The sequence below is a fragment of the Pseudomonas sp. BAV 4579 genome (assembly GCF_009765395.1).
In the GTDB taxonomy this organism is placed as follows: Bacteria; Pseudomonadota; Gammaproteobacteria; order Pseudomonadales; family Pseudomonadaceae; genus Chryseomonas; species Chryseomonas aestiva.
The window spans coordinates 1-25,825 of record NZ_WHOV01000046.1 but is presented as its reverse complement, the minus strand read 5'-3'; the positions used below and the strand labels follow the sequence as shown (position 1 = coordinate 25,825).

Sequence of the window (25,825 nt, the reverse complement as noted above, 5' to 3'; positions counted from 1 at the left end):
CAATGAAGGTATCGCTGTCCGCACGCAGGCTTCCTTTTCATGACCGAAACCGCCAACGCTTCGTCTCCCCACCCTTCCGCAGCGCAGATCGCGGAGTTGGGCAAGGGCCTCGGACACGACGACATCTTCTTCGCCGCCGTGAAGAAGACCCGGATGCCAATGATCGTGACGGATCCGCACCAGCCGGATAATCCGATCATCTTCGCCAACGAGTCCTTCCTGCGTACCACCGGCTATGCCCTGGACGAGGTGATGGGGCGCAATTGCCGCTTCCTGCAAGGGCCTGACACCCGTCCGGAGCACATCGCCGAGATTCGCAATGCCGTACGCGAGCAGCGCGATTGCGACATTGAGCTGCTCAACTACCGCAAGGACGGCTCGACCTTCTGGAACGCGCTGTTCATTTCGCCGGTGTTCGATCACCAGGGGCAGCTGCGCTACTACTTCGCCTCGCAGCTGGATGTCTCCCGTCGCCGCGATGCCGAAGACGCCCTGCGCCAGGCGCAGAAGATGGAAGCCCTGGGCCAACTCACCGGTGGCATCGCCCATGACTTCAACAACCTGCTGCAGGTGATGGTCGGCTACCTGGATATCCTGAGGATCAACTTGGACCGTCCGGAACTGGACAAGGACAAGGCCAAACGCCATGTCGACAACACCCGCGACGCGGTGAATCGGGCGGCGACCCTGACCCAGCAACTGCTGGCCTTTGCCCGCAAGCAACGCCTGACCGGGCGCGCGGTGGACCTGAACAAGCTCATCAATGCCCGCCAGGGGCGCCTGACCCAGGCGCTGGGTGAGCCCTTCCGCTTCATCTTCCGCCCGGCAGCGGCGCTGTGGAATTGCCGTCTCGATCCGATCCAGCTGGAAACGGCGCTGCTCAATATCGTCGACAACGCCCGCCTGGCCATGCAGGAGCGAGGCGCCGGCACCCTGACCCTAGAAACCCTCAACGTCGAGGTCACTGGCCAGGACCTGGCCCATGGCGGCCTGGCCCAGGGGCACTATGTCTGCATCGCCCTGACCGACACCGGCGGCGGCATGTCCACCGACGTGCTCGGGCGCGCCCTGGACCCCTTCTTCACCACCCGCGACGAAGGCCAGGGCAGTGGCCTGGGCCTGTCCATGGTCTATGGCTTTCTCAAGCAGTCGGGCGGCCTGGTCAGACTCTATTCCGAAGTCGGCATAGGTACCTCGGTGCGTCTCTACTTCCCGGTTTCCGAAGAGGAGGCGCGTGAGCACCCGGCACCCCTGCCGACCCCGCACGAAGACGGCGGTGGCTCCGAGACCATCCTGGTGGTGGATGACCGGCCGGATGTGGCGGCGCTGGCCCAGGCCATCCTGGAGGAGACCGGCTACCAGGTGCTGGTCGCCCACAATGGCCAGCAGGCGCTGGACATCCTCGCTCGCGAGCCCGCCGTCGATCTGTTGTTCAGCGATCTCATCATGCCCGGCGGCATGAATGGCGTGATGCTGGCCAAGGAGGCCCAGCGGCGGCAGCCCGCGTTGCGCATCCTGCTGACCACGGGTTATGCCAACAACGCGCTGGAACTCGAAGAAGGCAACGGCGAACGCTTTCCGATTCTCAACAAGCCCTATGGCCGCCAGGACCTGACCCGCTGGATCCGGCGCATGTTGGACAGCGGCCAGCCATGAAGGACGAGGCCCTGGAGCACGAGCCCGCCAGCTGCGATGCCGGGCAGGATGGCCCGGTGGATCTCCAGAGCTTTCTGGCCTGCCTGGAGCGGGTCGGGAACAGCCCGAACCAGGTCTCGGTGCAGCACCTGATCGATGCCATCGGCAGCCGCTCCTTCGGCCCCATGATACTCCTGCCGGGGGTGCTGGCGATCTCGCCGCTGACCGGCATTCCCGGTATCGCCACCGCCATTGCCGTCTTCGTAATGCTGGTAAGTGGCCAGCTGCTGCTCGGCCGGGATCACTTCTGGCTGCCGCGCTGGGTGCTGCAGCGTTCGGTCTCGCGCGGCAAGCTGCGCAAGTCGTTGCGGCTGCTGCAGAAGCCAGCGCGCTGGGTGGACAAGGTGGTCAAGTCGCGGCTGCGGGTACTCACCTCGCGCCCGGCGCACTTCGTCACCGCCCTACTCTGCATCCTGATCGCCGCGACCATGCCGGTGCTGGATCTGGTGCCCTTCGCCAATACCACGGCGGGCCTGGCATTGACCTCCTTCGCCCTGTCGCTGATCGCCCGCGATGGCCTGCTGTTCCTCCTGGCGCTGGGTTTCTGCAGCGGCATCCTCTGGTTCATCCTGGAGCTCCTGGCGTTTTGAGCACGCGCCTGCCGCTGGTCTACCATGAGGACTACAGTCCGCCCTTCCCCGCGGGCCATCGCTTTCCGATGGAGAAGTTCCGCCTGCTGCACGAGCACCTGAGCGCCAGTGGCATCCTCGGCGCGGACAACTGGCAGCGGCCCGAGCTCTGCCCGGACGAGGTGCTGGCGCTGGCCCATGCGCCCGCCTACATCCGCGTCTTCCAGGCCGGCGAGCTGGCGCCGCCGCTGCAGCGCCAGCTAGGCCTGCCCTGGAGCGAAGCCCTGGTGCGCCGCACCATCCGCGCCGCGGCTCCCTGCTCACCCTGGAGCTGGCGCTGCGCCATGGCCTGGCCTGTCACCTCGCCGGGGGTACCCATCATGCGCACCACGACTATCCAGCCGGCTTCTGCATCTTCAACGACCTGGCGATCCTGGCGCTGTCGCTGCTGGAAAGCGGGCGCGCCGGGCGGGTACTGATCCTGGACTGCGACGTCCACCAGGGCGATGGCACCGCACGCATCCTCGCCGAGGTGCCGGACGCCGTCACCGTCTCGCTGCACTGCGCCACCAACTATCCGGCGCGTAAGGCGCAAAGCGACTGGGATATCCCCCTGCCCCGCGGCCTGGACGACGCCGGCTATCTCCAGGTCCTCGACGAGACCCTGGGCTACCTGCTGCCCCTTCATCAACCCGACGTGGTGCTCTACGACGCCGGCGTCGACGTCCATCGCGATGACGCCCTGGGCTATCTGGATCTCACCGATGCCGGTCTCGCCGCCCGGGACGGCTTCGTCCTGCGACGCTGCCTGGCGGCGGATATACCGGTCGTAGGGGTGATCGGCGGTGGCTATTGCGCCGATCACCAGGCCCTGGCCCGCCGGCACGGTATCCTCCATCACACCGCGACCCAGGTCTGGCAGGAGCTGGGCCTGACCTGAACAGGAGTTTTCATGAGCAAGACAGTCAAGACCTCTGAATCCAGCCAGGCGCGCCTGGCAGTACTGATCGATGCCGACAACGCGCCCGCTGCAATCGTCGACGGTCTCATGGCCGAGATCGCCCGCTTCGGCGTGGCCAGCGTCAAGCGCATCTATGGCGACTGGACCCAGCCGCAACTCAACAGCTGGAAAAAGGTGCTGCTCGACCACTCCATTCAGCCGGTGCAGCAATTCGGTTATACAAAGGGTAAGAACGCCACCGACAGCGCCCTGATCATCGACGCCATGGACCTGCTCTACACCCGGCGTTTCGACGGCTTTTGCCTGGTTTCCAGCGACAGCGACTTCACCCGCCTGGCGGCGCGGCTGCGCGAGGAAGGGCTGACGGTCTATGGCTTCGGCGAGGAAAAGACCCCGGACCCCTTCGTCTCGGCCTGCGACAGATTCATCTACACCGAGATCCTCAGGTCCAAGCCGCGCGAAGAGCCGCGGGAAGCCAGCAGTACCACCGACAAGCCGGCCACCACCAACCGCGGCAAGCCCAAGCTGAGCACCATCCTCAAGCTCATAGAACAGGCGGTGGAAGACGCCTCCGACGAAGGCGGCTGGGCCAATCTGGGCCTGGTCGGCACCAACCTGGGCAAGGTGCGTCCGGATTTCGACGCCCGCCTCTATGGGCATCGCAAGTTCAGTGGCCTAGTCAAGGCCCATGGCGATCGTTTCGAGGTCCAGGAACGTGACCCCGCCGATCGCAGCGCGGGCAAGGCCGTCTATATCCGCAACCGCTAGCATCGCTGCGCCTGCCCGGCTCTGGCCTGGGCACTGGCGGCGAAAAGTCGCGATCGGTCGCTATCAAGGTGCCATACCACCGGTCCGAGGCCGCGGAACCGCTCGGCTGGCGGCGGCCTCCATCCTAGGTGCTTACCGCCCTACGGAGACCGCCATGCGAGCCTTGACCTACCACGGTGCCCACGATGTCCGCGTCGATACCGTGCCTGATCCGACCATCCAGGACGCCGACGACATCGTCCTGCGGGTGACCGCCACAGCCATCTGCGGCTCGGACCTGCACCTCTATCGCGGCAAGATTCCCACCGTGGAGCACGGTGATATCTTCGGCCACGAATTCATGGGTATCGTCGAGGAAACCGGTTCAGCGGTGACGGCCGTGCAGAAAGGCGACCGGGTGGTGATTCCCTTCGTCATTGCCTGCGGCAGCTGCTTCTTCTGCAACCAGGATCTCTACGCCGCCTGCGAAACCACCAATACCGGTCGTGGCGCCATTCTCAACAAGAAGCAGATTCCGCCGGGTGCCGCCCTGTTCGGCTTCAGCCATCTCTACGGCGGGGTACCGGGCGGCCAAGCCGAATACGTGCGCGTCCCCAAGGCCAACACCGGCCCCTTCAAGGTGCCCGGCACCCTGGCCGACGAGAAGGTGCTGTTCCTTTCCGACATCCTGCCCACCGCCTGGCAGGCGGTGCTCAACACCGGCATCGGCCAGGGGTCGAGCATCGCCATCTACGGCGCCGGGCCGGTCGGCCTGCTGTCCGCGGCCTGTGCGCGGATGCTGGGTGCCGAGCGCATCTTCATGGTCGATCACCACCCCTATCGCCTGGCCTACGCCCAGCAGACCTATGGCGTCATCCCGATCAACTTCGACGAAGACGACGATCCGGCTGCGACCATCATCGAGCAGACGCCCGGCAAGCGCGGCGTCGACGGCGTGGTCGATGCAGTGGGCTTCGAGGCCAAGGGCAGCACCACCGAAACCATCCTCGCCAACCTCAAGCTGGAAGGCAGCAGCGGCAAGGCGCTGCGTCAGTGCATCGCCGCGGTACGCCGCGGCGGCACCGTGAGTGTCCCGGGTGTCTATGCCGGCTTCATCCACGGCTTCCTGTTCGGCGACGCCTTCGACAAGGGGCTCACCTTCAAGATGGGCCAGACCCATGTGCAGCGCTATCTGCCGGAACTGCTCGAACACATCGAGCGCGGCGATCTCGCTCCTGAGGCGATCATTACCCACCGGATGTCCCTGGAGCAGGCGGTCGAAGGCTACAAGATCTTCGACAAGAAGCAAGAGGACTGCCGCAAGGTGATCCTCACGCCCGGGCGTAGTGAACCGCTGATTCCGGAGCGCTTGGAAGAACCCCTGGCGGCACCCCTGGGTCAGGCTGGCGTGGTCTAAGCGCCCAGCACCTCGCGTACAATGGCGGCTTTCCGTAGCTCCTGGATGCCGCCATGTCTTTCTCCCCCGCCACCCCTGCCGTCGTTGTCATCGGGGGTGGTCCCGCCGGGTTGATGGCGGCCGAGACCTTGGCCGCCTCCGGCATCCCCGTAGACCTCTGCGACGCCATGCCCTCCGTGGGCCGCAAGTTCCTGCTGGCCGGCGTGGGCGGCATGAACATCACCCATGCCGAAGAGCAGACCACCTTCCGCCAGCGCTATCGCGAGCGCGAAGGCGACGTCAGCGCCTGGCTCGATGCCTTCGACAGCGATGCCCTGCGCGCCTGGATCCATGACCTCGGCATCGAGACCTTCGTCGGCACCTCGGGTCGGGTGTTTCCCGCCGACATGAAGGCTGCGCCCCTGCTGCGTGCCTGGCTGCATCGCCTGCGCGACCAGAGCGTACGCATCCACACCCGCAGCCGCTGGCTGGGCTGGGACGCCGAGGGTCGGCTGCGCCTGGCGACCCCGGAAGGCGAGCGCCTCTTGCGGCCCCAGGCCTGTGTGCTGGCATTGGGCGGCGGCAGTTGGCCGCGCCTGGGCTCGGATGGTGCCTGGCAGGCCCTACTGGCCGAACGTGGCGTCACGCTGCGACCGCTGGAACCGGCCAACTGTGGCTTCGAGGTCACTGGCTGGAGTGATTTTCTCAGCACACGTCACGCCGGCGCCCCGATCAAGCCGGCCACCCTGGCCCTGCCCGGCCGCCCGCCGCGCCAGGGCGAATTCGTCCTTACCGAGACCGGCATCGAAGGCAGTCTGGTCTATGCGCTGTCCGCCGAGATCCGCTCGGCCATCGGACACGCCGGCCAGGCAACCCTGACCCTGGATCTGGCACCCCAGCGCGACCTCGCCGAACTCGAGCGGGCACTCGCCAAGCCACGCGGCAGCCAGTCCCTCGCCAATCACCTGCGGCGTCACGCCGGGATCGACGGCCCCCGCGCCGCGCTGCTTCGCGAGCTGGCCCCGGCGGAAACGTTCCAGGACATGGCGCGGCTGGCCCAGGCCTGCAAGAGCCTGCCCCTCACCGTGGTCAGACCACGCCCCCTGGTGGAAGCCATCAGCAGCGCGGGCGGCGTGCCCCTGGAGGCACTGGACGAGGGCCTGATGCTGCGGCAATTGCCGGGCGTCTTCTGTGCCGGCGAGATGCTCGACTGGGAAGCACCCACCGGTGGCTATCTGCTCACGGCCTGCTTCGCCAGCGGCCGCGCGGCGGGCCTGGGCGTGCTGCGCTGGCTGGCCGCTGGCGGCAGATCGGCCTGAGCGGCCCCGTCGCGATGCGCCGCTACCGCTCGACCCTAGAGCTCGACCCCGATCAATCGTGGCCTGGTCCGTTGCTTCGCTGAGCCAATCCCCTGCTGCGACCTGGTCGATCATCGCGCCTCCCGCCCGGCAGCAGTCTGCTTTGATGCCGGACGATCTGGCGCTGTAGTCTAGGCCGAGACCACGGCAATCATCATGGATCCATGCCCCCTTCCCAGGCGTTGTCGGAATTCAGGCAGTTGTTGCGCGATCTGGCGGGAGATCTCCGCCAGTTCGGCCGCGACCGTCGCCGCCTGGTCGACGAACTGGAAACCCTGACCTCGGTCTTGCTGGCGATCCTGCTCGGCCATTTGGCCGGCGTTCAGCATGTGGGATGGGCGGCTTTCAGCGGCTATATCGTGATGAGGTCAGATGTCCGCGACAGCTGCGCACGCGGCTGCCTGCGGGTGTTGGGTACCTGTATCGGCGCCGCAGGTGCCCTGCTCGTCCTGCGCCACCTGCAGCTGAACCCCTACGAGCAGGCTGGACTGCTGGGCACCGTGGGCAGCATCACCCTCTATCTGACCCTGGTGGGCCGCTATGGCTACGCCTGGTTGCTGGGCGGGCTCACCTACGCCATGGTGGTCCTGGCGAGCCTCCAGGCACCCGCTCAGCTTGAGCAATACGCCCTGTCGCGTGTGCTGGAAGTGGCGCTCGGCACCTCGGCTTGCGTACTGGTCAGCGCGCTTTCCACCTACGGCGTCCGTGCCCGCCTATGGCCCAGGGCACCGACCACGGTAGCCGCACCGCCGCGAACCCTGGGTGTCTGGCAACCCTTGGCATTGCGCCATGCGCTGCAGGGGGGGGCTGGCCCTGGCCCTGCTGGCGTTGGGCGCGACGGGGAAGATCGCGGTGGACATCAGCCAGGCCGCCATCACCATACTGGCGGTCATGGTCGTTCCCTTCGACGGCCTGAGCAGCGCCGGCAAGGCGGTCTCCAGAAGGTTGCTGCATCGAATGCTCGGTTGCCTGCTCGGCGGCGGCCTGGCGGCCATGCTGCTGCTGGTCAGCCAGGAAAGTCTCTGGCTGACGCTGGCGGGCGTCGCGCTCGGCGTGCTGATCGGCAGACACCTCGAGAACGGCCCGCTCGGTATCGGCTATCTCGGCATGCAGTTCGCGCTAGCGTTTCTGGTGGTGATGGTGCCTGACCACCATGACCATATCGACCCGGTGGCAGGCATGGCGCGGCTGGGCGGTATCCTGCTGGGTTTCCTGGTGCTGGAGCCGGTGTACTGGATCTCGACCTGGCTGATCAGGCGCCTGTCCCCCTCGAGAACCTAGCAAGCGCCGCGCTGACCTCAGGCCGGGCGCTCGACGAACGCGGTGGCCGGCGAGCCATCGGCATTGTGCTGGCGGATCACCGCCGGCCGCCCTTCCTCGTCCAGCAGCACCTGGCCGATACCGGCCCCGTTCCACAGCCGCTCGCCGGCCTCGCGGCGATCGGGCAGGCGTGGCTGCAGCTCCCAGCGGCGGCGCTTGGTGAAGCCGTTGAGCGGCGACCAGGGCGCATAGAGCCAGCGATTGAGCCGGTCCAGGGTCGCCAGCAGGCGCGGCGGAAATTCGTTCTTGATGCCGCTGCTGGTGATCTGCCAGAGCCGCGGCTCGCCCCGTCGGTCACGGATGCGGATGTCGTAGACGAAGGAATAGTGCACGTCGCCTGAGAGCACCACGTAGTTGCCCGGGGTGCGCCGGTGGCGAAAGATGTTGAGCATGGTCTTGGCCGCACCGGGGTGGGCCATCCAGTTCTCGGCATCCACCATCAGCGGCTGGCCGAACCAGGTGAAGATACGCTGCACTGCCTCGATCAGCTTGACGCCGAACATGGGCGCGGCCGAGACGATCACCGCCGAGGGATGGTCCAGCAGATCCTGCTGCAATTCGCAGAGGGCTTCCCAGTCCATCAGGCCCGACGGATGCTCCAGGCGTCTTTCGCTGCGCCAGCGGCGGGTGCGGGTATCCAGCACGATCAGCGGCGGGTCGGTCTTGAGCACATAATGCCAACCCTGGAAGCGCAGCAGATCGTCGATGCAGCTGTTCTGCACCGGGCAATCCAGCGTGCCGTCGCCGCCCGCCGTGTCCAGCAGGCGGGCGGTGACCGCGAGGGGTTCGGCCACCGCTTCCGGAGCGTTGCCCCAGGCCTGGCAGAGCAGATAGGCCAGCAGCGCATTGCCGAGGATGCGCCGGGAAAAGGGGTGACCGTAGGCGGTCTCTTCCCAGCGGGCCGACAGATTCCAGTCATCGGTGACGTCGTGGTCGTCGAAGATCATCAGCGTCGGTACCCAGGCCAGGGACCGTGCCGCCTGGGGCAGGGTCGCGACGAAGCCGTCGATGCAGCGCGATTCGGCGGCGTAACGCTCACTGTCCTTGGCGTCCAGCGCCGGCGGCACGACCTCGATCAGGGTCCAGGGCGTCGGCGACCAGCAGAGCAGATAGAGCGCCAGCACCTCGCTCAGCGTCACCAGGTGATTGTGCGCATTGGTAGAGGTGAAGATCGGCTTCTCCACCCCGCCGAAGAATTTCTCGCGCAACGCCCGGTTGGACTTGAAGGCCGGCAGCAAGTCCTCGCGGTGGTAGAGGTTGGCGGCATGGGCCATCAGCGCCTCGCTGTCCGCTACCACCGCACCTTCGAGGTCTTCGCCATAGAGCCCGAGGCGGCGGATCAGCGCCTGCACCGCCAGCAGCATCGGCCCGGCGACATCGTCGGCATAGACCTGATCGCCGGTGAGCAGCAGGGCTGCGGGCCGCTCCTCGGGGGCCGTGCAGGCCTGCAGCAGGTGATCCACCGCGATCAGACCATCGGCCGAGGCATGATGAGGCTTGCGGCAGGAGCCGTGAAGCAGGTGATCGAAGCGCGCGCGCAGCACGAAACGTGGCAGCTCGCCCTCCATGGAGAGCAGGTGCGGCGCCCAATCAGCAATTCCACCTGCAGCCAGCCGCACGTCGTAGTGGATGAAGGCGTCGACCGGCAACGCGGCGTCGGGCCGGACATCGATCAGTTGCAGATAGGCGTGCTCGCCCAGGCGCAGGCAGCGCACCTCGGCCTGGGCCCCGAGTTCCACCTCGCCCTGCCACAGCCGGGGGACAGGCGCCTCGGCCGTGGTGGTCACCAGCCAGAGCAGCAACCGGGAGGCCTCGGTACGCCGCAGCAGCGGGCCGGCCAGGACCGGGGGCAAGGTAGGGGTAGCGCTCATGGGGTCTCCTGTAGCCACGGAACTGACCACTATGCCGTGTCGGGATTCCGCCTGCAGCCGCCGCTTGGCTACAAAGTTTGAGCACGCGTCACAGTCGGCCTAGAATTCGCTCCCTTTTCGTCGCCTTCCGGGCCCGTCATGACCTTTGCCGACCTCGGCCTCATAGATCCGCTGCTGCAGGCGCTCAGCGCCGTGGAGCACAGCTCCCCTACCCCGATCCAGCGCCAGGCCATCCCGGCGGTGCTGGCCGGTCGCGACCTGCTGGCCGCCGCCCAGACCGGCACCGGCAAGACCGGCGCCTTCGGCCTGCCGCTCCTGCAGCGACTGGTGCAGGAAGGCCCGGCGGTGGCGCCCAACCATATCCGTGCGCTGATCCTCACCCCCACCCGCGAGCTGGCCGAACAGGTCCATGCCAGTCTGCGCGACTACGCCCAGCACCTGCCGCTGCGCACCGCGGTGGCCTATGGCGGCGTCAGCATCAATCCGCAGATGATGAAGCTGCGCAAGGGCGTGGACGTGCTGGTGGCGACCCCCGGGCGCCTGCTCGACCTGTTCAGCCAGAACGCCGTACGCTTCGACCAGGTGCAGCTGCTGGTGCTGGACGAAGCCGATCGCATGCTCGACTTGGGCTTTTCGCGGCAGCTGGGCGAGTTGTTCGTCATGCTGCCGCGCAAGCGCCAGACCCTGCTGTTCTCGGCGACCTTCTCCGATGCCGTGCGCCAGCTGGCCGCGCCCGTGCTGCGCGATCCGCAAACGATCGACGTGAGTCCGCGCAACACCGCTGCCGTCACGGTCAAGCAGTGGGTGGTGCCGGTCGACAAGAAGCGCAAGACCGAACTCTTCCTGCACCTCTATCGCAGCGGTCGCCACGGCCAGGTGCTGGTGTTCGCCAAGACCCGCAAGGGGGTGGAGCAACTGGTGGAGGCGTTGCAGGCCGAGGGGCTGGCGGCGGAATCCATCCATGGCGACAAGCCCCAGCCTGCGCGACTGCGCGCCCTCGCCCGCTTCAAGGCTGGCGAGGCGGACATCCTGGTGGCCACCGACGTGGCTGCCCGTGGCCTGGATATCCAGGACCTGCCGCTGGTGGTCAACCTGGACCTGCCCATCGTCGCCGAGGACTATGTCCACCGCATCGGCCGGACCGGGCGCGCCGGCAACCAGGGCCAGGCCGTGTCCCTGGTCTGCGCGGATGAAGTGGAGCAGTTGGCGGCGATCGAGACGCTGATCGGCCAGGTCCTGCAGCGCCGCGACGAACCGGACTTCGTCCCCGATCACCGGGTCCCGGAAACCCGACCCAACGGTCTGGTGGTGAAGAAACCCAAGAAGCCGAAGAAGCCCAAGGTGGGCGCGCCGGTTTCGGACAAGCCCCTGGGTCGCTGGGTGGAAGACGGCAAGCCGAAGGTCAAATCGGTACGCAAGTCGCCCGGTTTCGGCAAGCCGCGCAAGTAAGCCGTAAGAGTTTGGGATGATGGACAAGGCTGCGCCGTTGTCCATCCTACGATGCTGGTGCTCTGCTAATCGCGGCCATGGCGGTCCGCCGATGCAGCCGCTCCTACGGAAACGCTGCAGTCCCGTAGCCTGGAAAACCGCGGAGCGTTTTCCGGGAGCGGCCTTACAACTTGTCGCAGGGATGTGAATGAGGCTAGCGCCGTCATCTACCCTACGACGCTGGCAGTGGAGCGGTAGTAAAAGAATCATCGCGGCCATGGGCCGCTCCTACAGGCTGCAGCGCTCTCGTAGGAGCGGCCCATGGCCGCGATATGACCTGGACGCTTGGAAAGGCTTCGCCGCCAGGCGTCGTTACTCCGCCAAGCGCCAGGTGGTGCCGCCCTTGCCGTCTTCCAGCACTACGCCGAGGGCGGTGAGCTGGTCGCGGATGCGGTCGGATTCCGCCCAGTTTTTTTCCGCGCGTGCGTTCAGGCGCGCCTGGATCAGCGCCTCGACCTCGGCCGCATCCACCCGCCCCGCCGCGTCGGCGCGCAGGAAGGCTTCCGGCTCCAGCTGCAGCACGCCCAGCACCTCACCCAGTTCGCGCAACCGCCCGGCCAGGCCAGCGGCCGCGGCAGGATCGCTCTCGCGCAGGCGGTTGATCTCGCGGGCCAGCTCGAACAGCACACCGCAGGCACCGGCGGTGTTGAAGTCGTCGTCCATGCACTGGGCGAAGCGCTCGGCATAGCTTTCGCCACCCTGCGCCGGCGCCTGGGGCAGGCCCTTGAGCGAATGGTAGAAGCGCTCCAAAGCGCCCTTGGCTTCGCGCAGGTTGTCTTCCGAGTAGTTGATCGGACTGCGGTAATGACTGGCGATCAGCAGGTAGCGCACCACCTCGGGGTGGTACTTTTCCAGCACCTCGCGCAGGGTGAAGAAATTGCCCAGCGACTTGGACATCTTCTCGCCATTGATGGTGATCATCCCGCAATGCAGCCAGGCGTTGGCGTAGGTCTTGCCGGTGGCCGCCTCGCTCTGGGCGATCTCGTTCTCGTGGTGCGGGAATTCCAGGTCATTGCCGCCGCCGTGGATGTCGAAGGTCTCGCCCAGGCAGCAGGTGGACATCACCGAGCACTCGATGTGCCAGCCCGGTCGCCCGGCGCCCCAGGGCGACGGCCAGCTCGGCTCGCCTGGCTTGGCGGCCTTCCACAGCACGAAGTCCAGCGGATCTTCCTTGGCTTCGCCCGGCTCGACGCGGGCACCGATGCGCAGGTCCTCGATGCGCCGCCGCGACAGCTTGCCGTAGCCGGCGAAGCGATTGACCCGGTAGTAGACGTCGCCATTGCCCGCGGCATAGGCGTAGCCCTTGCCGATCAGGGTCTGGATCATGGCGTGCATGCCGTCGATGTGCTCGGTGGCGCGCGGCTCCTGATCGGGCTTGCGGATATTCAGCCGCGCCTCGTCCTCGTGCATCGCCTCGATCATCCGCGCCACCAGGTCGGTGAAGGGCTCACCGTTGGCGTTGGCGCGATTGATGATCTTGTCGTCGATGTCGGTGATGTTGCGCACATAGGTCAGGTCGTAGCCGCTATGGCGCAACCAGCGGGTGATGACGTCGAAGGCCACCATGCTGCGACCATGACCCAGGTGGCAGTAGTCGTAGACGGTCATGCCGCAGACGTACATCCGCACCTGCCCCGGCACCAGCGGCGTGAAGGCTTCCTTGGTCTTGGTCAGGGTGTTGTAGAGGTGCAGCGCCATCATTGCCCCCAGGAGTCGCGCAGGGTCACGGTGCGGTTGAACACCGGCTTGCCGGGCGCCGAATCCTTGGGATCGACGCAGAAATAGCCCTCGCGCTCGAATTGGAAGCGGTCTTCCGGCTGGGCCTGGGCCAGCGACGGCTCGGCGCGGCAGCCCTGGAGCACCACCAGGGAATCGGGGTTGATGTTGTCGAGGAAGCTGCCGCCCTCTTCGCTCTTCTCCGGCTGCGCCGAACGGAACAGGCGATCGTAGAGGCGCACCTCGCACTCCACGCTGCCCTCGGCCGGCACCCAGTGGATCACGCCCTTGACCTTGCGGCCCTCGGGGTTCTTGCCGAGGGTGTCCGGGTCGTAGCTGCAGCGCAGTTCGACGACATTGCCGTCGGCGTCCTTGATGGCTTCGTCGGCACGGATCACGTAGCTGCCGCGCAGGCGCACCTCGCCACCCGGCTCCAGGCGCTTGTAGCCCTTGGGCGGATTCTCCTCGTAGTCACCCTGGTCGATGTACAGCTCGCGGGTGAAGGGCAGCTGACGCACGCCCAGGTCCTGCTTGGGATGGCGCGCCAGTTCCAGATTCTCGACCTGGCCCTCGGGGTAGTTGGTGATCACCACCTTGAGGGGCCTCAGCACGCACATGGCGCGCGGGGCGTTCTGGTCCAGGTCCTCGCGGATGGCGAACTCCAGCATGGCCACGTCGACCACGCCGTTGGAGCGGGTCACGCCGATCATCTCGCAGAAGTTGCGGATGGCGGCCGGGGTGTAGCCGCGACGGCGATAGCCCGACAGGGTCGACATGCGCGGGTCATCCCAGCCGTGCACGTGGCCTTCGTCCACCAGCTGCTTGAGCTTGCGCTTGCTGGTGACGGTGTAGTTCAGGTTGAGACGGGCGAATTCGTACTGGCGTGGCTGGGCCGGCACCGGCAGCTTGGCGAGGAACCATTCGTACAGCGGGCGATGGTCCTCGAACTCCAGGGTGCAGATGGAGTGGGTCACGCCTTCCAGGGCATCGGACTGGCCATGGGTGAAGTCATAGCTCGGATAGATGCACCAGGCGTCGCCGGTCTGGTGATGATGGGCATGACGGATGCGATAGAGGATGGGATCGCGCAGGTTCATGTTGGGCGAGGCCATGTCGATCTTGGCGCGCAGCACCTTTTCGCCGTCCTTGAATTCGCCGGCCTTCATGCGGGCGAAGAGGTCCAGGTTCTCGGCCACCGAACGGTCGCGGAAAGGACTGTTGCGACCCGGCTCGGTGAGGCTGCCGCGGTATTCGCGGGCCTGCTCGGGGGTGAGGTCGCAGACATAGGCCAGGCCCTGCTCGATCAGGTTGACGGCCCAGGCATAGAGCTGGTCGAAGTAGGCGGAGGCGTAGCGCACCTCGCCGGCCCAGTCGAAGCCCAGCCAGTGCACGTCGCTCTTGATGGCGTCGATGTATTCCTGGTCTTCCTTGGCCGGGTTGGTGTCGTCGAAGCGCAAATGGCAGTCGCCGCCGAATTCCTTGGCCAGGCCGAAGTTCACGCAGATCGACTTGGCGTGGCCGATGTGCAGGTAGCCATTAGGCTCCGGGGGGAAACGGGTGACGATCTTGGCCTGCTTGCCGGCGTCCAGGTCAGCCTGGACGATCTGCCGCAGGAAATGCGCGGGGGCGGCTTTGGCGGCGGTGGACGAGTCGGAAGTCGGCTTGCTCATGGGATCCTTAACTGGGCAGACGCACGGCCAGGGTAGGCCGGGCAAAGGTAAACCCGTATCATAGCCCAACCCGTCAAGTCCCGGCGAAACCCTTGAGGCCCTCGCCGGGTCTGGATGCTGTCCCCCTTAGCTACGGATTCGCTGCCATGATCAAGCTGCACACCAACCACGGCGTCATCACCCTGGAACTCTTCGAGGACAAGGCGCCGGAAACCGCGGCCAACTTCAAGGAATACGTCAAGAGCGGTCACTACGACGGCACCATCTTCCACCGTGTGATCAGCAACTTCATGGTCCAGGGCGGTGGTTTCGAGCCGGGCATGAAGCAGAAGCCGACCCGCGCCCCGATCAAGAACGAGGCCAACAACGGCGTCTCCAACGCGATCGGCACCGTCGCCATGGCCCGCACCATGGACCCGCACTCCGCCTCGGCGCAGTTCTTCATCAACGTCTCCGACAACACCTTCCTCAACCATACCGCGCCCACCAGCCAGGGCTGGGGCTATGCGGTGTTCGGCAAGGTCGTCGAAGGCATGGACGTGGTCAACGCCATCAAGGGCGTCGCCACCACCAGCAAGGCCGGTCACCAGGACGTGCCGAGCGAAGACGTGATCATCGAGAAGGCCGAGATCGTCCCCGCTGAGTAAGATGAGCATTTTACTGGTCTCCGACCTGCATCTCGAACCGCAACGCCCGGACCTGGTCCGGGCGTTTTTGCATTTCCTCCAGAACCGTGCCCACGGTGCCGAGGCCCTGTACATCCTTGGCGATCTGTTCGAAGCCTGGATCGGCGACGACGCCATGGGTGCCTTCGAGCAGGAGATCGCCACCGCCCTGCGCCAACTGGCCGACAGCGGCACGGCCGTCTACCTGATGCATGGCAATCGCGACTTCCTCATCGGCAAGGCCTTCTGCCGCCAGGCCGGCTGCCGCCTGCTGCCGGATCGCCATATCGCCCACTTCCACGGCCGCCGGGTGCTGCTGATGCATGGCGATACCCTCTGCACCCGCGACGAGAGCTACCAGAAGCTGCGCCGCATCCTGCGCAATCCCCTCACCCTCTTCGTGCTGCGCCACCTGCCACTGGCCAGCCGCCAGAAGCTGGCACGCAAGCTGCGCAGCGAGAGTCGCCAGCAGACCCGGGCCAAGGCCATGGACATCACCGATGTCACCGAATCCGAGGTCGAGCGGGAGATGCGCGCCGCCCGGGTGACGACGCTGATCCACGGCCATACCCACAGGCCCGCCAAGCATGAAATGCTGCTCGATAGCCAGCCGGCCGAACGTATCGTGCTGGGCGATTGGGACCGTCGCGGCTGGGTGCTGGAAGCCAGCGCAGCAGGTCTGACCCAGGTCGATTTCGCCCTGGACGAACGGTAATGGCGCGGCCAGGCAGGCCTGGCTCGCTGGCGGCAAGTCCCTGACCGCCAATGTAATTTCTTCCGGCTAGCCGGTCGTGACCGCCCGGACTGCGACCGATCGTCACATGACAGCTACAGAAATCCGCGCAGGCGACCGATGACGAGGGTGTAAGGAGATGTAACCCTTTTCCGCGGAGACGCCCATGCAACTCGACACCCTCTTTGCCCAGCTGCACAACCTGCCCAACGTCCCCGAGGTGGCGCAGGTCCTGATCCGCCAGTTCGACGACCCCAACACCAGCATCGAAACCCTGTCGCGCACCGTGGCGCGTGATCCGGTCATCGCCGCCAAGGTACTGCGCCTGGCCAATTCGGCGCGCTTCCGCGGCGCCCGTGAATCCACCAGCATCGAAGACGCCGCCCTGCGCCTGGGCTTTAACACCCTGCGCACCCTGGTGCTGGCCTCGGCCTTCGCCAGCGGCTTCAAGTCCGCGCCCGGCTTCGATCTGCAGGCCTTCTGGTACAACAGCTTCCTGGTCGCCAGCCTGGCAAGCCGCTGGCTAAGCAGGCCGGCCTGGATCAGGAAACCGCCTTTACCTGCGGCATGCTGCATGACATCGGCGAGTTGCTGATCCAGAGCGGCGCGCCGGAGCTGGCCCCGAGCCTGGCCGGCCGCGCCACCGCCAGCAGCCATCGCGCCGCTGACGAAACGTTGCAACTGGGCTTTGGCTATCCGGAGGTGGGTGCGGAATTGGCCCGCCGCTGGCAGCTACCCCAGGTGTTGCGCGACGCCATCGGCTACCAGGCCCGCCCGCTGCAAGCACCGGAAGGTAATGGCTATGCGCTGGTCGTGGCCCAGGCGGTCGCCGTGGCCGAGGTGCTCCACGAGAGCGCCGGCGACAGCAAGGTGCAGCACCTGAGTGGCCCGTTGTTCGCCAGCATCGATCTGGCGCAGCTGACGGCCGTACTGCCCAACGCCCGGGACACCGCCGCGACCTTCGCCCAGGCCGCCTGATTGCTGGATGGCCTGGCCAAATCGCAGGCAAGAAAAAACCCCTGGAGCTGGGCTCTCAGAGGTTCTCTCAGATCTGGCGGTGAGGGAGGGATTCGAACCCTCGATAAGATTTCTCCTATACACACTTTCCAGGCGTGCTCCTTCAACCGCTCGGACACCTCACCAGATTTGCTCGGCGGCTGCATCTGCATCACCGAGGCGCGCAACTATAGGCAAAGGCGATTCCGATGGCAAGCTTTTTCTTCAATCTATTCATGCATTTGCATTCAAGACCCGGAAAGACCTGCGCCCTGTCCCGTTCACGGGATGACCGGTTGGTCGCGCGCTCTCCCCTTCAGGTCATCGCTACCTCCGACCAACGGTAGCGTCGCAAGCATTTTTCTAATCGGCTGAAAGCAAAGGAAAAATTGCCTGGTACGACATTTCTGATAACCGCCTGGCCGGTTACCGCCACAAAACTGAAATTTATGTTCTATAGCTACTGGATAGTGCTCAAGCCTGCGGGTATCAGTAATTGCATGCCGCTGTTGCGCAAGCGCTTCCCGCTGAAGACGTAAAGGCTCTAAACAGCTAACAATAAAGGCCCCGAGTCATGTTCAAGAATCCCGTCCCCAAGTGGCGTCAGGCGAGTTTCGTGCTCATCGTCACCACCGTAGTGCTGGTCATCCCCAACCTCTCGCGGTTCGTTGGCTGATCCCTAGCGCCAATAGTCCGCAGGGGCTGCCGGCAAGGCTGCCAGCAGGTCACGCAGCCCCTCCCCCCAGCCCTTGCGCAAGGCCTGGAAGTAGGGATCGTGTTCGTCGATCCGATGACTGCTCACCTGCGCCAGTCGATCACGCGGATAGACCACCAGATCCAGCGGTAGCCCGACCGAGAGATTGCTGCGAATGGTGGCGTCGTAGGACAGCAGCGCGCAGCGCAGGGCTTCCTCCAGCGGCGTCGCGAAGGTCAGCGCCCGATCCAGGATGGGCTTGCCGTATTTGCTCTCGCCGATCTGGAAGTAAGGCGTGTCCTCGGTGGCACTGATGAAGTTGCCGTGGGGATAGAGATTGAACAGCTCCGGCTCCGCGCCACGGATCTGTCCACCCAGCAGAAAGGAACAGCTCAGGTCCAGGCCGTGGCCCTGGGGTGCATCCTCGGCGTCGCGTTGCAGGACCTCGCGCAGGGTCTGCCCCAGCAGCCGGGCGGCGTCGTACAGGGTGGGCACCCCGTGCAGGTTGTCCCGCTCGCTGTCCAGCCGCTGACGGAGAAGACTGACGACCGCCTGGGAGGTGGCCAGATTACCCGCTGACTGGATGGCGATCAGGCGCTCGCCGGGGATTCGGAACAGGTGCAGCTTGCGAAAGGTGGCGATGTTGTCGACCCCGGCATTGGTGCGGGAGTCGGCGACGAATACCAGGCCATCCTGCAGTTTCATGGCGACACAGTACGTCATGCGAACCTCGGGTGATGGAATGGTCGACGCAACAGGCCCGACCCCAAAAGAAAAGACGGCCCGTGGCCGCCTTCTTGTCTGCTGTGGGCAGCGCTGATTATTGCTGTTGCTGCACCTGCTGCACCTGCTGCACCTGCTGCAGGGGCTCGACCAGTACCCTGGCCTCCATGTGCTCCACCCCGCCTCCGCGGCGCATGCCACGCACTGGACAGGCATCCAGGTAGTCCAGGCCGATGGCCAGGCGCAGGTGCCGCTCTGGTCGGATCAGGCGATTGGTAACGTCATAGCTGTACCAGGCGCCGTCGTGCCAGGCTTCCGCCCAGGCATGGCTGGAGAGGTGCGCGCTGTCATCGGTGGCCAGATAGCCGGACACATAGCGCGCCGGGATACCCAGGCTGCGGGCGCAGGCCAGGAAGGCATGGGCATGGTCCTGGCAGACCCCGGCACCCTTGGCGAAGGCCTGGGCGGCATTGCCGTCCACCTCGGTGGAGCCAGGTATATAGGTCATACGCTCGTGCAGGCGCTCCATCAGCTGGATCAGGCTGTCGCGATCCCGACGGCTGTCGCAGACCTCGCGGGCAAAGGTCGTCAGAGCTTCGTCGGCCTCGGTCAGCCGGGTCTGGCGCAGGAAGGGAAAGGCCGAAGCCTGGCACGGTTCCGCCTCGAAGGTCTCGTCGATCTCCACCTGGCCGCTGGCGGTGATGGTGATGGCGTCGTGGGGGGTATCCAGGGTCAGCACATGGAGAATGTTGCCGAAGGGATCGCGCTGCGCGAGCGCCGGGCGTGGCAGTGCCAGCTCCCAGTTGAGGATGCGCTGACGAGCATCATCCTGGGGGGTGAGGCGGAGGTACTGGATGCTGGCGCGGACCAGGTCGGCGTAGCGATACAGGGTTTCGTGATGGATCGCGAGTCTCATACGATCTCCAGGTAAGCGGTGTTGATGCCACTGCCAAGTTGGCGGACGTGGACGATGAAATCGCCGATCCAGGCATGCAGTCCTTCTTCGAGCACCTCGTCGATGCTGGTGTAGCGCAGTCGCGCCTCCAGGCCGGCCGCCAGGCGCTTGGCCTCGCGACCGTTCTCGCCGGGCAGACTGACCAGCACCCGGTGCAGCTCGATCACGCAGGCCAGCAGCGAGCGCGGCAGGTCTTCCTGCAACAGCAGCAGCTCGGCGCCGTTGCGCACGTTGAGGGCATCGCGATAGAGCTCGGTGTAGGCCTCGAAGGCGCTCAGGGCGCGCAGCAGGGCGCTCCACTGATAGAAGCCGCGGGCGGAGGCATCACTGATGGCTTCCGCTTCCTCTTCGCCGAGCACCTGATAGCGGGCGTCGAGCATGCGCAGGGTATTGTCGGCGCGCTCGACGAAGGTACCCAGGCGGATGAAGCGATAGGCGTCGTTTCTCATGATGGTGCCGACGGTGGCGCCACGGAACAGGTGGGAACGCTCCTTCACCCACTCGCAGAACCGGCTGATGCCGAAGCGGATCAGGCCGGTAACGGCGATCTCGCGCATCTCCAGCCAGGTGGAGTTGACATTCTCCCACATGTCGGCGGTGATGCGCCCACGCACCGCGTGGGCATTGCTGCGCGCGGCCTGCAGACAGCAATAGATGCTGCCGGGGTTGCGCTCGTCCAGGGCGAAGAAGTGCAGCAGGCGCTCGGGGTGCAGGGCCCCGTGCTTTTCCCGGTAGTCATCCAGGGTGCCGGTGATGAGCAGTGGCATGGCCAGTTCATCCAGGCCTCCGCCCTGCCCGCTCTGCGGCATCATCGACAGCGAATAGCTGACGTCCAGCATCCGCGCGAGATTCTCGGCGCGCTCCAGGTTGCGGGACATCCAGTACAGATCGGCAGCGGTACGACTCAACATGGTGGGGTCGCCTTTCAAAGGTCCTTGCGGGGCCGCCGGAGCGGCCGCTGTTCTGTGGCGATCTAGTCCTGGACCACCCAGGTGTCCTTGGTGCCGCCGCCCTGGGAGGAATTCACCACCAGCGAGCCTTCGCGTAGGGCGACCCGGGTCAGGCCACCGGGCACCAGACGCGTCTTGCGCCCGGACAGCACAAAGGGCCGCAGGTCGATGTGGCGCGGCGCGATGCCGTTCTCGACAAAGGTCGGGCAGGTGGACAGCGACAGGGTCGGCTGGGCGATGTAGGCGCTGGGATTGGCCTTGAGCCGCGCGCGGAAGGCTTCGATCTCCATACTGCTGGCGGTGGGGCCGACCAGCATGCCGTAGCCGCCGGAACCATGGACTTCCTTGACCACCAGCTCGGGCAGGTTGGCCAGCACATGGGACAGTTCGTCCGGCTTGCGGCACTGCCAGGTGGGCACGTTATAGAGGATGGGTTCTTCGCTGAGATAGAAGCGGATCATCTCCGGCACATAGGGATAGATCGACTTGTCGTCGGCCACCCCGGTACCTATGGCATTGGCCAGAATGACGTTACCGGCGCGATAGGCGGCGAGCAGACCGGGCACGCCGAGCATGGAATCGGGATTGAAGGCCAGCGGGTCGAGGAAGGCGTCGTCGAGGCGCCGGTAGATGACATCGACCTTGCGGAAGCCCGAGGTGGTACGCATGAACACCTGCTCGTCGCGCACCAGCAGATCGGCACCCTCCACCAGCTCCACGCCCATCTCGCGGGCGAGGAAGGCGTGCTCGAAGTAGGCGCTGTTGAAGCGCCCTGGGGTAAGGACCACCACCGTGGGGTTGTTGACCGGGGTGGAGCTGCGCAGGGTATCGAGCAGGATGTTCGGATAGTGGTCGATGGGCGCGATGCGCTCCAGGGTGAACAGCTCGGGAAACAGCCGCATCATCATCTTGCGGTTCTCGAGCATGTAGGAGACACCGCTGGGGGTGCGCAGGTTGTCTTCCAGCACGTAGTAGGCGCCATCGCCGTCGCGGACCAGGTCGACCCCGGCGATATGGGCGTAGATGCCATTGGGCAGATCCAGCCCCTGCATGGCCAGCTGGTACTGGTCGTTGGCCAGCACCTGCTCGGCGGGAATGACCCCGGCCTTGATGATGCGCTGGTCGTGATAGAGGTCGTGAAGAAAGAGATTCAGCGCTTGGACACGCTGGATACAACCGCGTTCGATGATCTGCCATTCACTGGCGGGAATGGCGCGCGGCAAGGCGTCGAAGGGAATCAGGCGCTCCGTGCCCTGTTCGTCGCCATAGAGGGTGAAGGTGATCCCGGCGCGATGGAACAGCAGATCGGCTTCACGCCGCCGCTGGGCCAGGAGTTCCGGGGGTGTCTCGCTCAGCCACTGGGCATAGCGACCATAATGCGGTCGGCATTGTGCCTGGACGTCATACATCTCGTTATACAGTTGGCGGCTCATGCCGATCTCCTTGTCACCCACGGTGCAGCTTCGCAAGCCGCGTGCCAGCGCCTGAGCCTTCAAGATCAAGCCCTTGCGCGGCTGCGAGGCGCACGATGCACCAAACCCAGGCACGTAAGCGTGCGCATGCACCGCAACGTCTCCGTCATGAGCCTAAGACGGTGCGCCACGCGGAAAGTGCGATGATTGAAGGGCGGAGCGGTTACCAGAGATGAGACAGGCACCCCGTCTGGGATGCCGCCTCGGGAGGCGCAGGATCAGGCGGAGCTGCGGCTGACTTCCTGGGTGACGCCCCAGCCATCGAGCTGACCGCCCAGCGGCGCCACCACCGCCTCGAGATCGCTTTCGAAATCATCGATGGTGGCGTGGGTGGCGAACATCACCTTGCTGACCTGCAGATGCCAGCCGCCCTCTTCATGGGGCAGCACCTGGGCGTTGAGGGATTCGCCGTGAAACTGGTCCGCAGCGATGCGGGCCTTGCCTTCATCGGCGAAGATGGCGAAGAAGTCGATGGGATGGAAGCGGGCGAAATCGAAGCCACCCTCCTTCATCCGCTGCAGCAGGTTCAAGCTCACATCATCGGCAAACGACAAGGACATAGGACTGCCCTCCTCTGGTTCGGATGATCGTCTCGCTGGACGTCGCTACCGACGCCTGGCGAGTCGCGGCTGAGAACTCGAACGGTGCAGCGACCGCCAGGGCTTACGCCTTGCCGATGGCCTCCAGCACGTATCGAGGTAGAGCAAAGGCTGCGGCATGCAGCTCCGGAGTGTAATAACGGGTCTGGATGCCTATATCACTGTAGCGCTGCGCCAGGGTTTCGGCATCTTGCCGACGCAAGGTCGGGTCCTTGCTACCCCAGGCCAGGGTCATGACGCCCCCTATATAGGTAGGCACCGCTGACAGGTAAAAGTGCCAATCGGCGAACAGCCCGGCCATGCGGCTGGCGGTGGTCTTGACCTCGTCCAGCTGCAGGAAGGGCGTGCCGTTCTGGGCGACCATCACGCCGCCTTCGTGCAGGCAACGATGGCAGGCCTGGTAGAAGTTCTCCGAGAACAGCACCTCGGCCGGGCCGATGGGATCGGTTGAGTCGGAGATGATGACGTCGTAGCGCTCGGTGGTGTTGGCGACGAAATTCATGCCGTCGTCGATCACCAGCTTCAGCCGCGGATCGTGGAAGGCGCCGGCCGAGTGACCGGGGAAGTGTTCCTTGCACATCGCCACCACCGAGCCGTCGATCTCGACCATGGTGATGTGCTCGACACCCCGGTGCTTGGCCACTTCGCGCAGGATGCCGCCGTCGCCACCGCCGATGATGAGCACCCGCCGGGGCGCCGGATGGGCCAGCAGGGGCACGTGGGTGAGCATCTCGTGATAGATGAACTCGTCGGCCTCGGTGGTCTGGATGACGCCATCTAGGGCCATGACCTTGCCCAGCACGGCGTTCTGGAAGATCACCAGGTGCTGATGCTCGGTGCGCACCTCGTGCAGCATGCGCTCGACGGTGAATCGCTGACCGTAGCCGTCGTAGAGGGTTTCCAGGTAGTCGCTCATGTCGATCTCCGCAGGTGGCTGGCCGAGACAGACAATGCCCGGCCAAAAGCCGGGCATTGTAAGAGCTGGATGTGACAGGCTCCAGCGTTGTGCTGGCTAGCCCTTGTGCGTGGGCGCCGTGGCCGAGCGATTGCCGCGGGGTCCGGCGGCCGCCCAGGCGATCAGGCCGATCACCGGCAGCACGATGATGAGCACCGTCCAGCCGATCTTGGCGTTATTGGTGCTGTCGCTGCGGATGACGTTGACGATGGCCCAGATATCGAGCAGGAAGACGATGAAGCCCAGCACACCGCCGATGGTGGAATTGATCATATCGCGACTCCCATTGCGAGGACACAGGTCTCGTCAATTGGGACTGGCGATGGGGGCATCGAGTTCGGCCGGCTCGCTTGGCAACGGGGCCGGCCGTAGGCTTCAGCCGAGTCTGGCGAGATCGATGTCGGCGAAGGACGCCACGCACGGATGATCGCCCAGCTGGCCACCGGCACGTACCATCCCGCAGGTCGGCAGGCCCGCCTGACGCGCGGCATCCAGCTCTTCCACCACATCGGAGAGGAACAGCAGTTCCGCCGGCGCGTGGGTGGTGGCCGAGGCGATGCGCGCATAGGACTCGGCTTCGCGCTTGCCACCGGTCAGGGTATCGAAATACCCGGAAAACAAAGGCGTGAGATCGCCATGCTCGGAGCAGCCGAAGATCAGCTTCTGCGCCTGGATCGATCCGGAGGAATAGACGTACAGCGGCAGCCCCGCCGCGTGCCACTGGCGCAGGGCCTGGACGGCGTCGGGATAGACGTGGCCCTTGAGGGTGCCGGCGCGATAGCCCTGCTCCCATACCTGACCCTGCAGCGCCTTGAGCGGTGTGGCCTTGCGGTCGGTGGCGATCCACTCCAGCAGGATGGCGATCACCCGCTCCACGTCGGCGTCCAGCTCGCCGGCTTCGGCGCGCACGGCGTCGAGTTGCTCGGCCACCGCCGGCGCTCCGGCATGGGCGCGCACAAGGGCCGGCAGGTGCTCACGGGCATAGGGGAAAAGCACGTCGAAGACGAAGCTGACGGCGCTGGTGGTGCCTTCGATATCGGTGAGGATGGCCTTGATCGTCACGCCTCGACCTCCAGGCGCGGGAAGCGCTGGGCGATGTCGACGCCGGTGAAGTGGGCGACCCAGCCATCGGGATTGTCGAACAGGCGGATGGCGACAAAGGACGGCGACTCGCTCATGTCGAACCAGTGCGGAGTGCCGGCCGGCACCGAGATGAGATCGTCCTTTTCGCAGAGCACCGCGTAGACGTGCTCGTCGATATGCAGGGTGAAGAGGCCCTGGCCGGCGACGAAGAAGCGCACCTCGTCTTCATTGTGGCGATGTTCTTCGAGGAACTTGGCGCGCAGCGCCTCCTTCTGCGGATGCTCGGGATGCATGCTGATGACGTCGACGGTCTGGTAGCCACGCTCCTGGATGAGGCGATCGATTTCCGGTCGGTAGGCGGCGATCACCTCCTCCTGGCTGGCGCCCGGCGCCACCGGGGCGGTGGCCTGCCAGCGCTCGAAACGCACCCCGACCTCGGCCAGGGTGGCGGCGATGTGCTCGCCATCGCTGATCACCTTCAGCGGCTGGCGCGGTTCGGCATCGTGGTAGACGGTCAGTCGGCTCATGGACGCAGGCTCCGGGTCTTGAGTTCGCATTCGAAGAGGAATTCGAAGGCTTCCACGTGGCGCAGGGCATCGGCCATGCGCGGGCCCCAAGTATAGAGGCCGTGTCCGCGGATCAGGTACCCCACGCAGTCGGGATGCACGTCCAGCCAGGTCTGCACCTGGTCGGCCAGGCGCGGGATGTCCTGGTCGTTGTCGAACACCGGGATCTCCACTCGCACGTCGTGGGTGGTGACGCCATGCAGGGCCTTCTGCAGCTCGTAGCCGTCCAGCAGCAGGCGATCGCCTGCGAGCTGGCGCGAGAGCACCGTCGAATTCACCGAATGGGTGTGCAGCACGGCGCCGATCTCCGGCTGCCAGCGATAGAGCTGGGTGTGCAGCGCGGTCTCGGCCGAAGGCTTCTTGTCCTCCAGCGGCGTGCCGTCGAGATCGGTGGCGAGGACGTCGTCCAGCTCCAGCTGACCCTTGTGCTTGCCGGAGACGGTCAGCAGCAGGCGACTGTCGGACAGCCGTACCGAATAGTTGCTGCTGGTGGCCGGCGACCAGCCGCGGCCATAGAGGAAGCGACCGGCGTCGATGATTTCCCGGGCCAGTTGCTCACGCTGCTGGATCATGGAGGGTTCTCCTAGGTTCTGTACGAAAAGTCGCCGAGCGACGGTCAGGCGAGGCGAAAAACGCTGAGGAA

The 25,825-nt window shown here is 65.6% G+C and carries 23 protein-coding genes, 1 tRNA gene and 3 pseudogenes; 12 read left to right on the top strand and 15 right to left on the bottom strand.

The features are described from left to right. Nucleotides 1-39: 39 nt before the first annotated feature. The 6 genes and pseudogenes from GSQ95_RS11315 (at nucleotide 40) to GSQ95_RS11290 (ending at nucleotide 6,687) form a co-directional block, all read left to right on the top strand. A complete protein-coding gene (locus GSQ95_RS11315; protein ID WP_158891221.1) occupies nucleotides 40-1,656 on the top strand; it encodes a histidine kinase famiy protein in 1,617 nt (538 codons plus the stop codon). Then, nucleotides 1,653-2,285, top strand: a complete 633-nt coding sequence (locus GSQ95_RS11310; protein WP_158891223.1) for an exopolysaccharide biosynthesis protein — start codon at nucleotides 1,653-1,655, stop codon at nucleotides 2,283-2,285. The genes GSQ95_RS11315 and GSQ95_RS11310 overlap by 4 nt, the downstream gene beginning before the upstream one ends. Then, a pseudogene (locus GSQ95_RS11305) lies at nucleotides 2,282-3,204 on the top strand (histone deacetylase). The gene GSQ95_RS11310 and the pseudogene GSQ95_RS11305 overlap by 4 nt, the downstream one beginning before the upstream one ends. Before the next feature lie 12 nt (nucleotides 3,205-3,216). Further along, nucleotides 3,217-3,993: an NYN domain-containing protein gene (locus GSQ95_RS11300; protein WP_158891225.1), complete on the top strand. Its 777-nt coding sequence runs from the start codon at nucleotides 3,217-3,219 to the stop codon at nucleotides 3,991-3,993. Between the two features lie 154 nt (nucleotides 3,994-4,147). Beyond that, the gene (locus GSQ95_RS11295) at nucleotides 4,148-5,389 is read left to right on the top strand and encodes a zinc-dependent alcohol dehydrogenase (RefSeq protein WP_158891227.1); all 1,242 of its coding nucleotides are present in this window, start codon (nucleotides 4,148-4,150) and stop codon (nucleotides 5,387-5,389) included. 53 nt (nucleotides 5,390-5,442) lie between these two features. Then, the gene (locus GSQ95_RS11290; protein ID WP_158891229.1) at nucleotides 5,443-6,687 is read left to right on the top strand and encodes a TIGR03862 family flavoprotein; all 1,245 of its coding nucleotides are present in this window, start codon (nucleotides 5,443-5,445) and stop codon (nucleotides 6,685-6,687) included. A gap of 170 nt (nucleotides 6,688-6,857) precedes the next feature. Here GSQ95_RS11290 and GSQ95_RS26485 read toward each other — a convergent pair whose 3' ends face one another. Next, entirely contained in the window at nucleotides 6,858-7,055 is a 198-nt protein-coding gene (locus tag GSQ95_RS26485; RefSeq protein WP_256664553.1) for a hypothetical protein, read from the bottom strand. Between GSQ95_RS26485 and GSQ95_RS26480 the strand changes: the two are divergent. Together GSQ95_RS26480 and GSQ95_RS26475 are read left to right on the top strand one after the other, a co-directional pair. Beyond that, a pseudogene (locus GSQ95_RS26480) lies at nucleotides 7,056-7,361 on the top strand (FUSC family protein); the annotation flags it as partial. A 217-nt stretch (nucleotides 7,362-7,578) separates the two neighbouring features. After that, nucleotides 7,579-8,007, top strand: a complete 429-nt coding sequence (locus GSQ95_RS26475) for an FUSC family protein (RefSeq protein ID WP_256664552.1) — start codon at nucleotides 7,579-7,581, stop codon at nucleotides 8,005-8,007. Between the two features lie 17 nt (nucleotides 8,008-8,024). Here the strand turns inward: GSQ95_RS26475 and GSQ95_RS11280 are convergent, their stop codons facing one another. Continuing rightward, on the bottom strand, nucleotides 8,025-9,917 hold the full coding sequence (locus GSQ95_RS11280; RefSeq protein WP_158891231.1) for an alkaline phosphatase family protein: 1,893 nt from the start codon (nucleotides 9,915-9,917) through the stop codon (nucleotides 8,025-8,027). A gap of 138 nt (nucleotides 9,918-10,055) precedes the next feature. Here GSQ95_RS11280 and GSQ95_RS11275 point away from each other — a divergent pair, with 138 nt between their 5' ends. Beyond that, a complete protein-coding gene (locus GSQ95_RS11275; protein WP_158891233.1) occupies nucleotides 10,056-11,366 on the top strand; it encodes a DEAD/DEAH box helicase in 1,311 nt (436 codons plus the stop codon). Between the two features lie 351 nt (nucleotides 11,367-11,717). Here the strand turns inward: GSQ95_RS11275 and cysS are convergent, their stop codons facing one another. Both cysS and GSQ95_RS11265 read right to left on the bottom strand, forming a co-directional pair. After that, nucleotides 11,718-13,103 (bottom strand): cysteine--tRNA ligase, encoded by a 1,386-nt coding sequence (gene cysS, locus GSQ95_RS11270; RefSeq protein WP_158891235.1) that lies wholly within the window; start codon nucleotides 13,101-13,103, stop codon nucleotides 11,718-11,720. Then, nucleotides 13,103-14,791 carry a glutamine--tRNA ligase/YqeY domain fusion protein gene (locus GSQ95_RS11265; protein WP_158891237.1) on the bottom strand — a complete coding sequence of 563 codons (1,689 nt, stop codon included), beginning with the start codon at nucleotides 14,789-14,791 and terminating at the stop codon, nucleotides 13,103-13,105. The genes cysS and GSQ95_RS11265 overlap by 1 nt, the downstream gene beginning before the upstream one ends. A 146-nt stretch (nucleotides 14,792-14,937) precedes the next feature. Between GSQ95_RS11265 and GSQ95_RS11260 the strand changes: the two genes are divergently transcribed. From GSQ95_RS11260 to GSQ95_RS11250, 3 genes and pseudogenes are all read left to right on the top strand, one after another. Next, complete coding sequence (locus GSQ95_RS11260) at nucleotides 14,938-15,438, top strand: peptidylprolyl isomerase (protein ID WP_158891239.1); 501 nt, start codon at nucleotides 14,938-14,940, stop codon at nucleotides 15,436-15,438. A gap of 1 nt (nucleotide 15,439) precedes the next feature. Further along, entirely contained in the window at nucleotides 15,440-16,171 is a 732-nt protein-coding gene (gene lpxH / locus GSQ95_RS11255; RefSeq protein ID WP_158891241.1) for a UDP-2,3-diacylglucosamine diphosphatase, read from the top strand. 184 nt (nucleotides 16,172-16,355) lie between these two features. After that, nucleotides 16,356-17,167, top strand: a pseudogene (locus GSQ95_RS11250) (HDOD domain-containing protein). A 74-nt stretch (nucleotides 17,168-17,241) separates the two neighbouring features. Here GSQ95_RS11250 and GSQ95_RS11245 read toward each other — a convergent pair. From GSQ95_RS11245 to GSQ95_RS11195, 11 genes are all read right to left on the bottom strand, one after another. After that, nucleotides 17,242-17,331, bottom strand: a tRNA-Ser gene (locus GSQ95_RS11245). A gap of 533 nt (nucleotides 17,332-17,864) precedes the next feature. Then, a complete protein-coding gene (locus GSQ95_RS11240; RefSeq protein WP_158891243.1) occupies nucleotides 17,865-18,602 on the bottom strand; it encodes a proteasome-type protease in 738 nt (245 codons plus the stop codon). Between the two features lie 97 nt (nucleotides 18,603-18,699). Then, nucleotides 18,700-19,518 carry a transglutaminase family protein gene (locus tag GSQ95_RS11235; RefSeq protein ID WP_158891245.1) on the bottom strand — a complete coding sequence of 273 codons (819 nt, stop codon included), beginning with the start codon at nucleotides 19,516-19,518 and terminating at the stop codon, nucleotides 18,700-18,702. After that, nucleotides 19,515-20,468 (bottom strand): alpha-E domain-containing protein, encoded by a 954-nt coding sequence (locus GSQ95_RS11230; protein ID WP_158891247.1) that lies wholly within the window; start codon nucleotides 20,466-20,468, stop codon nucleotides 19,515-19,517. The genes GSQ95_RS11235 and GSQ95_RS11230 overlap by 4 nt, the downstream gene beginning before the upstream one ends. 62 nt (nucleotides 20,469-20,530) lie before the next feature. After that, nucleotides 20,531-21,940 carry a circularly permuted type 2 ATP-grasp protein gene (locus GSQ95_RS11225; protein ID WP_158891249.1) on the bottom strand — a complete coding sequence of 470 codons (1,410 nt, stop codon included), beginning with the start codon at nucleotides 21,938-21,940 and terminating at the stop codon, nucleotides 20,531-20,533. A 257-nt stretch (nucleotides 21,941-22,197) separates the two neighbouring features. Beyond that, a complete protein-coding gene (locus GSQ95_RS11220; RefSeq protein WP_133861144.1) occupies nucleotides 22,198-22,539 on the bottom strand; it encodes a ribonuclease E inhibitor RraB in 342 nt (113 codons plus the stop codon). Nucleotides 22,540-22,642: 103 nt separating this feature from the next. After that, the gene (gene speE / locus GSQ95_RS11215) at nucleotides 22,643-23,494 is read right to left on the bottom strand and encodes a polyamine aminopropyltransferase (RefSeq protein WP_158891252.1); all 852 of its coding nucleotides are present in this window, start codon (nucleotides 23,492-23,494) and stop codon (nucleotides 22,643-22,645) included. Nucleotides 23,495-23,590: 96 nt separating this feature from the next. After that, on the bottom strand, nucleotides 23,591-23,803 hold the full coding sequence (locus GSQ95_RS11210) for a PLD nuclease N-terminal domain-containing protein (protein WP_372237634.1): 213 nt from the start codon (nucleotides 23,801-23,803) through the stop codon (nucleotides 23,591-23,593). A 105-nt stretch (nucleotides 23,804-23,908) separates the two neighbouring features. Further along, on the bottom strand, nucleotides 23,909-24,595 hold the full coding sequence (mtnC, locus tag GSQ95_RS11205; protein ID WP_158891254.1) for an acireductone synthase: 687 nt from the start codon (nucleotides 24,593-24,595) through the stop codon (nucleotides 23,909-23,911). Then, nucleotides 24,592-25,143 carry an acireductone dioxygenase gene (locus GSQ95_RS11200; RefSeq protein ID WP_158891255.1) on the bottom strand — a complete coding sequence of 184 codons (552 nt, stop codon included), beginning with the start codon at nucleotides 25,141-25,143 and terminating at the stop codon, nucleotides 24,592-24,594. The genes mtnC and GSQ95_RS11200 overlap by 4 nt, the downstream gene beginning before the upstream one ends. Further along, nucleotides 25,140-25,754: a methylthioribulose 1-phosphate dehydratase gene (locus GSQ95_RS11195; RefSeq protein ID WP_158891257.1), complete on the bottom strand. Its 615-nt coding sequence runs from the start codon at nucleotides 25,752-25,754 to the stop codon at nucleotides 25,140-25,142. The genes GSQ95_RS11200 and GSQ95_RS11195 overlap by 4 nt, the downstream gene beginning before the upstream one ends. Between the last annotated feature and the right edge of the window lie 71 nt (nucleotides 25,755-25,825).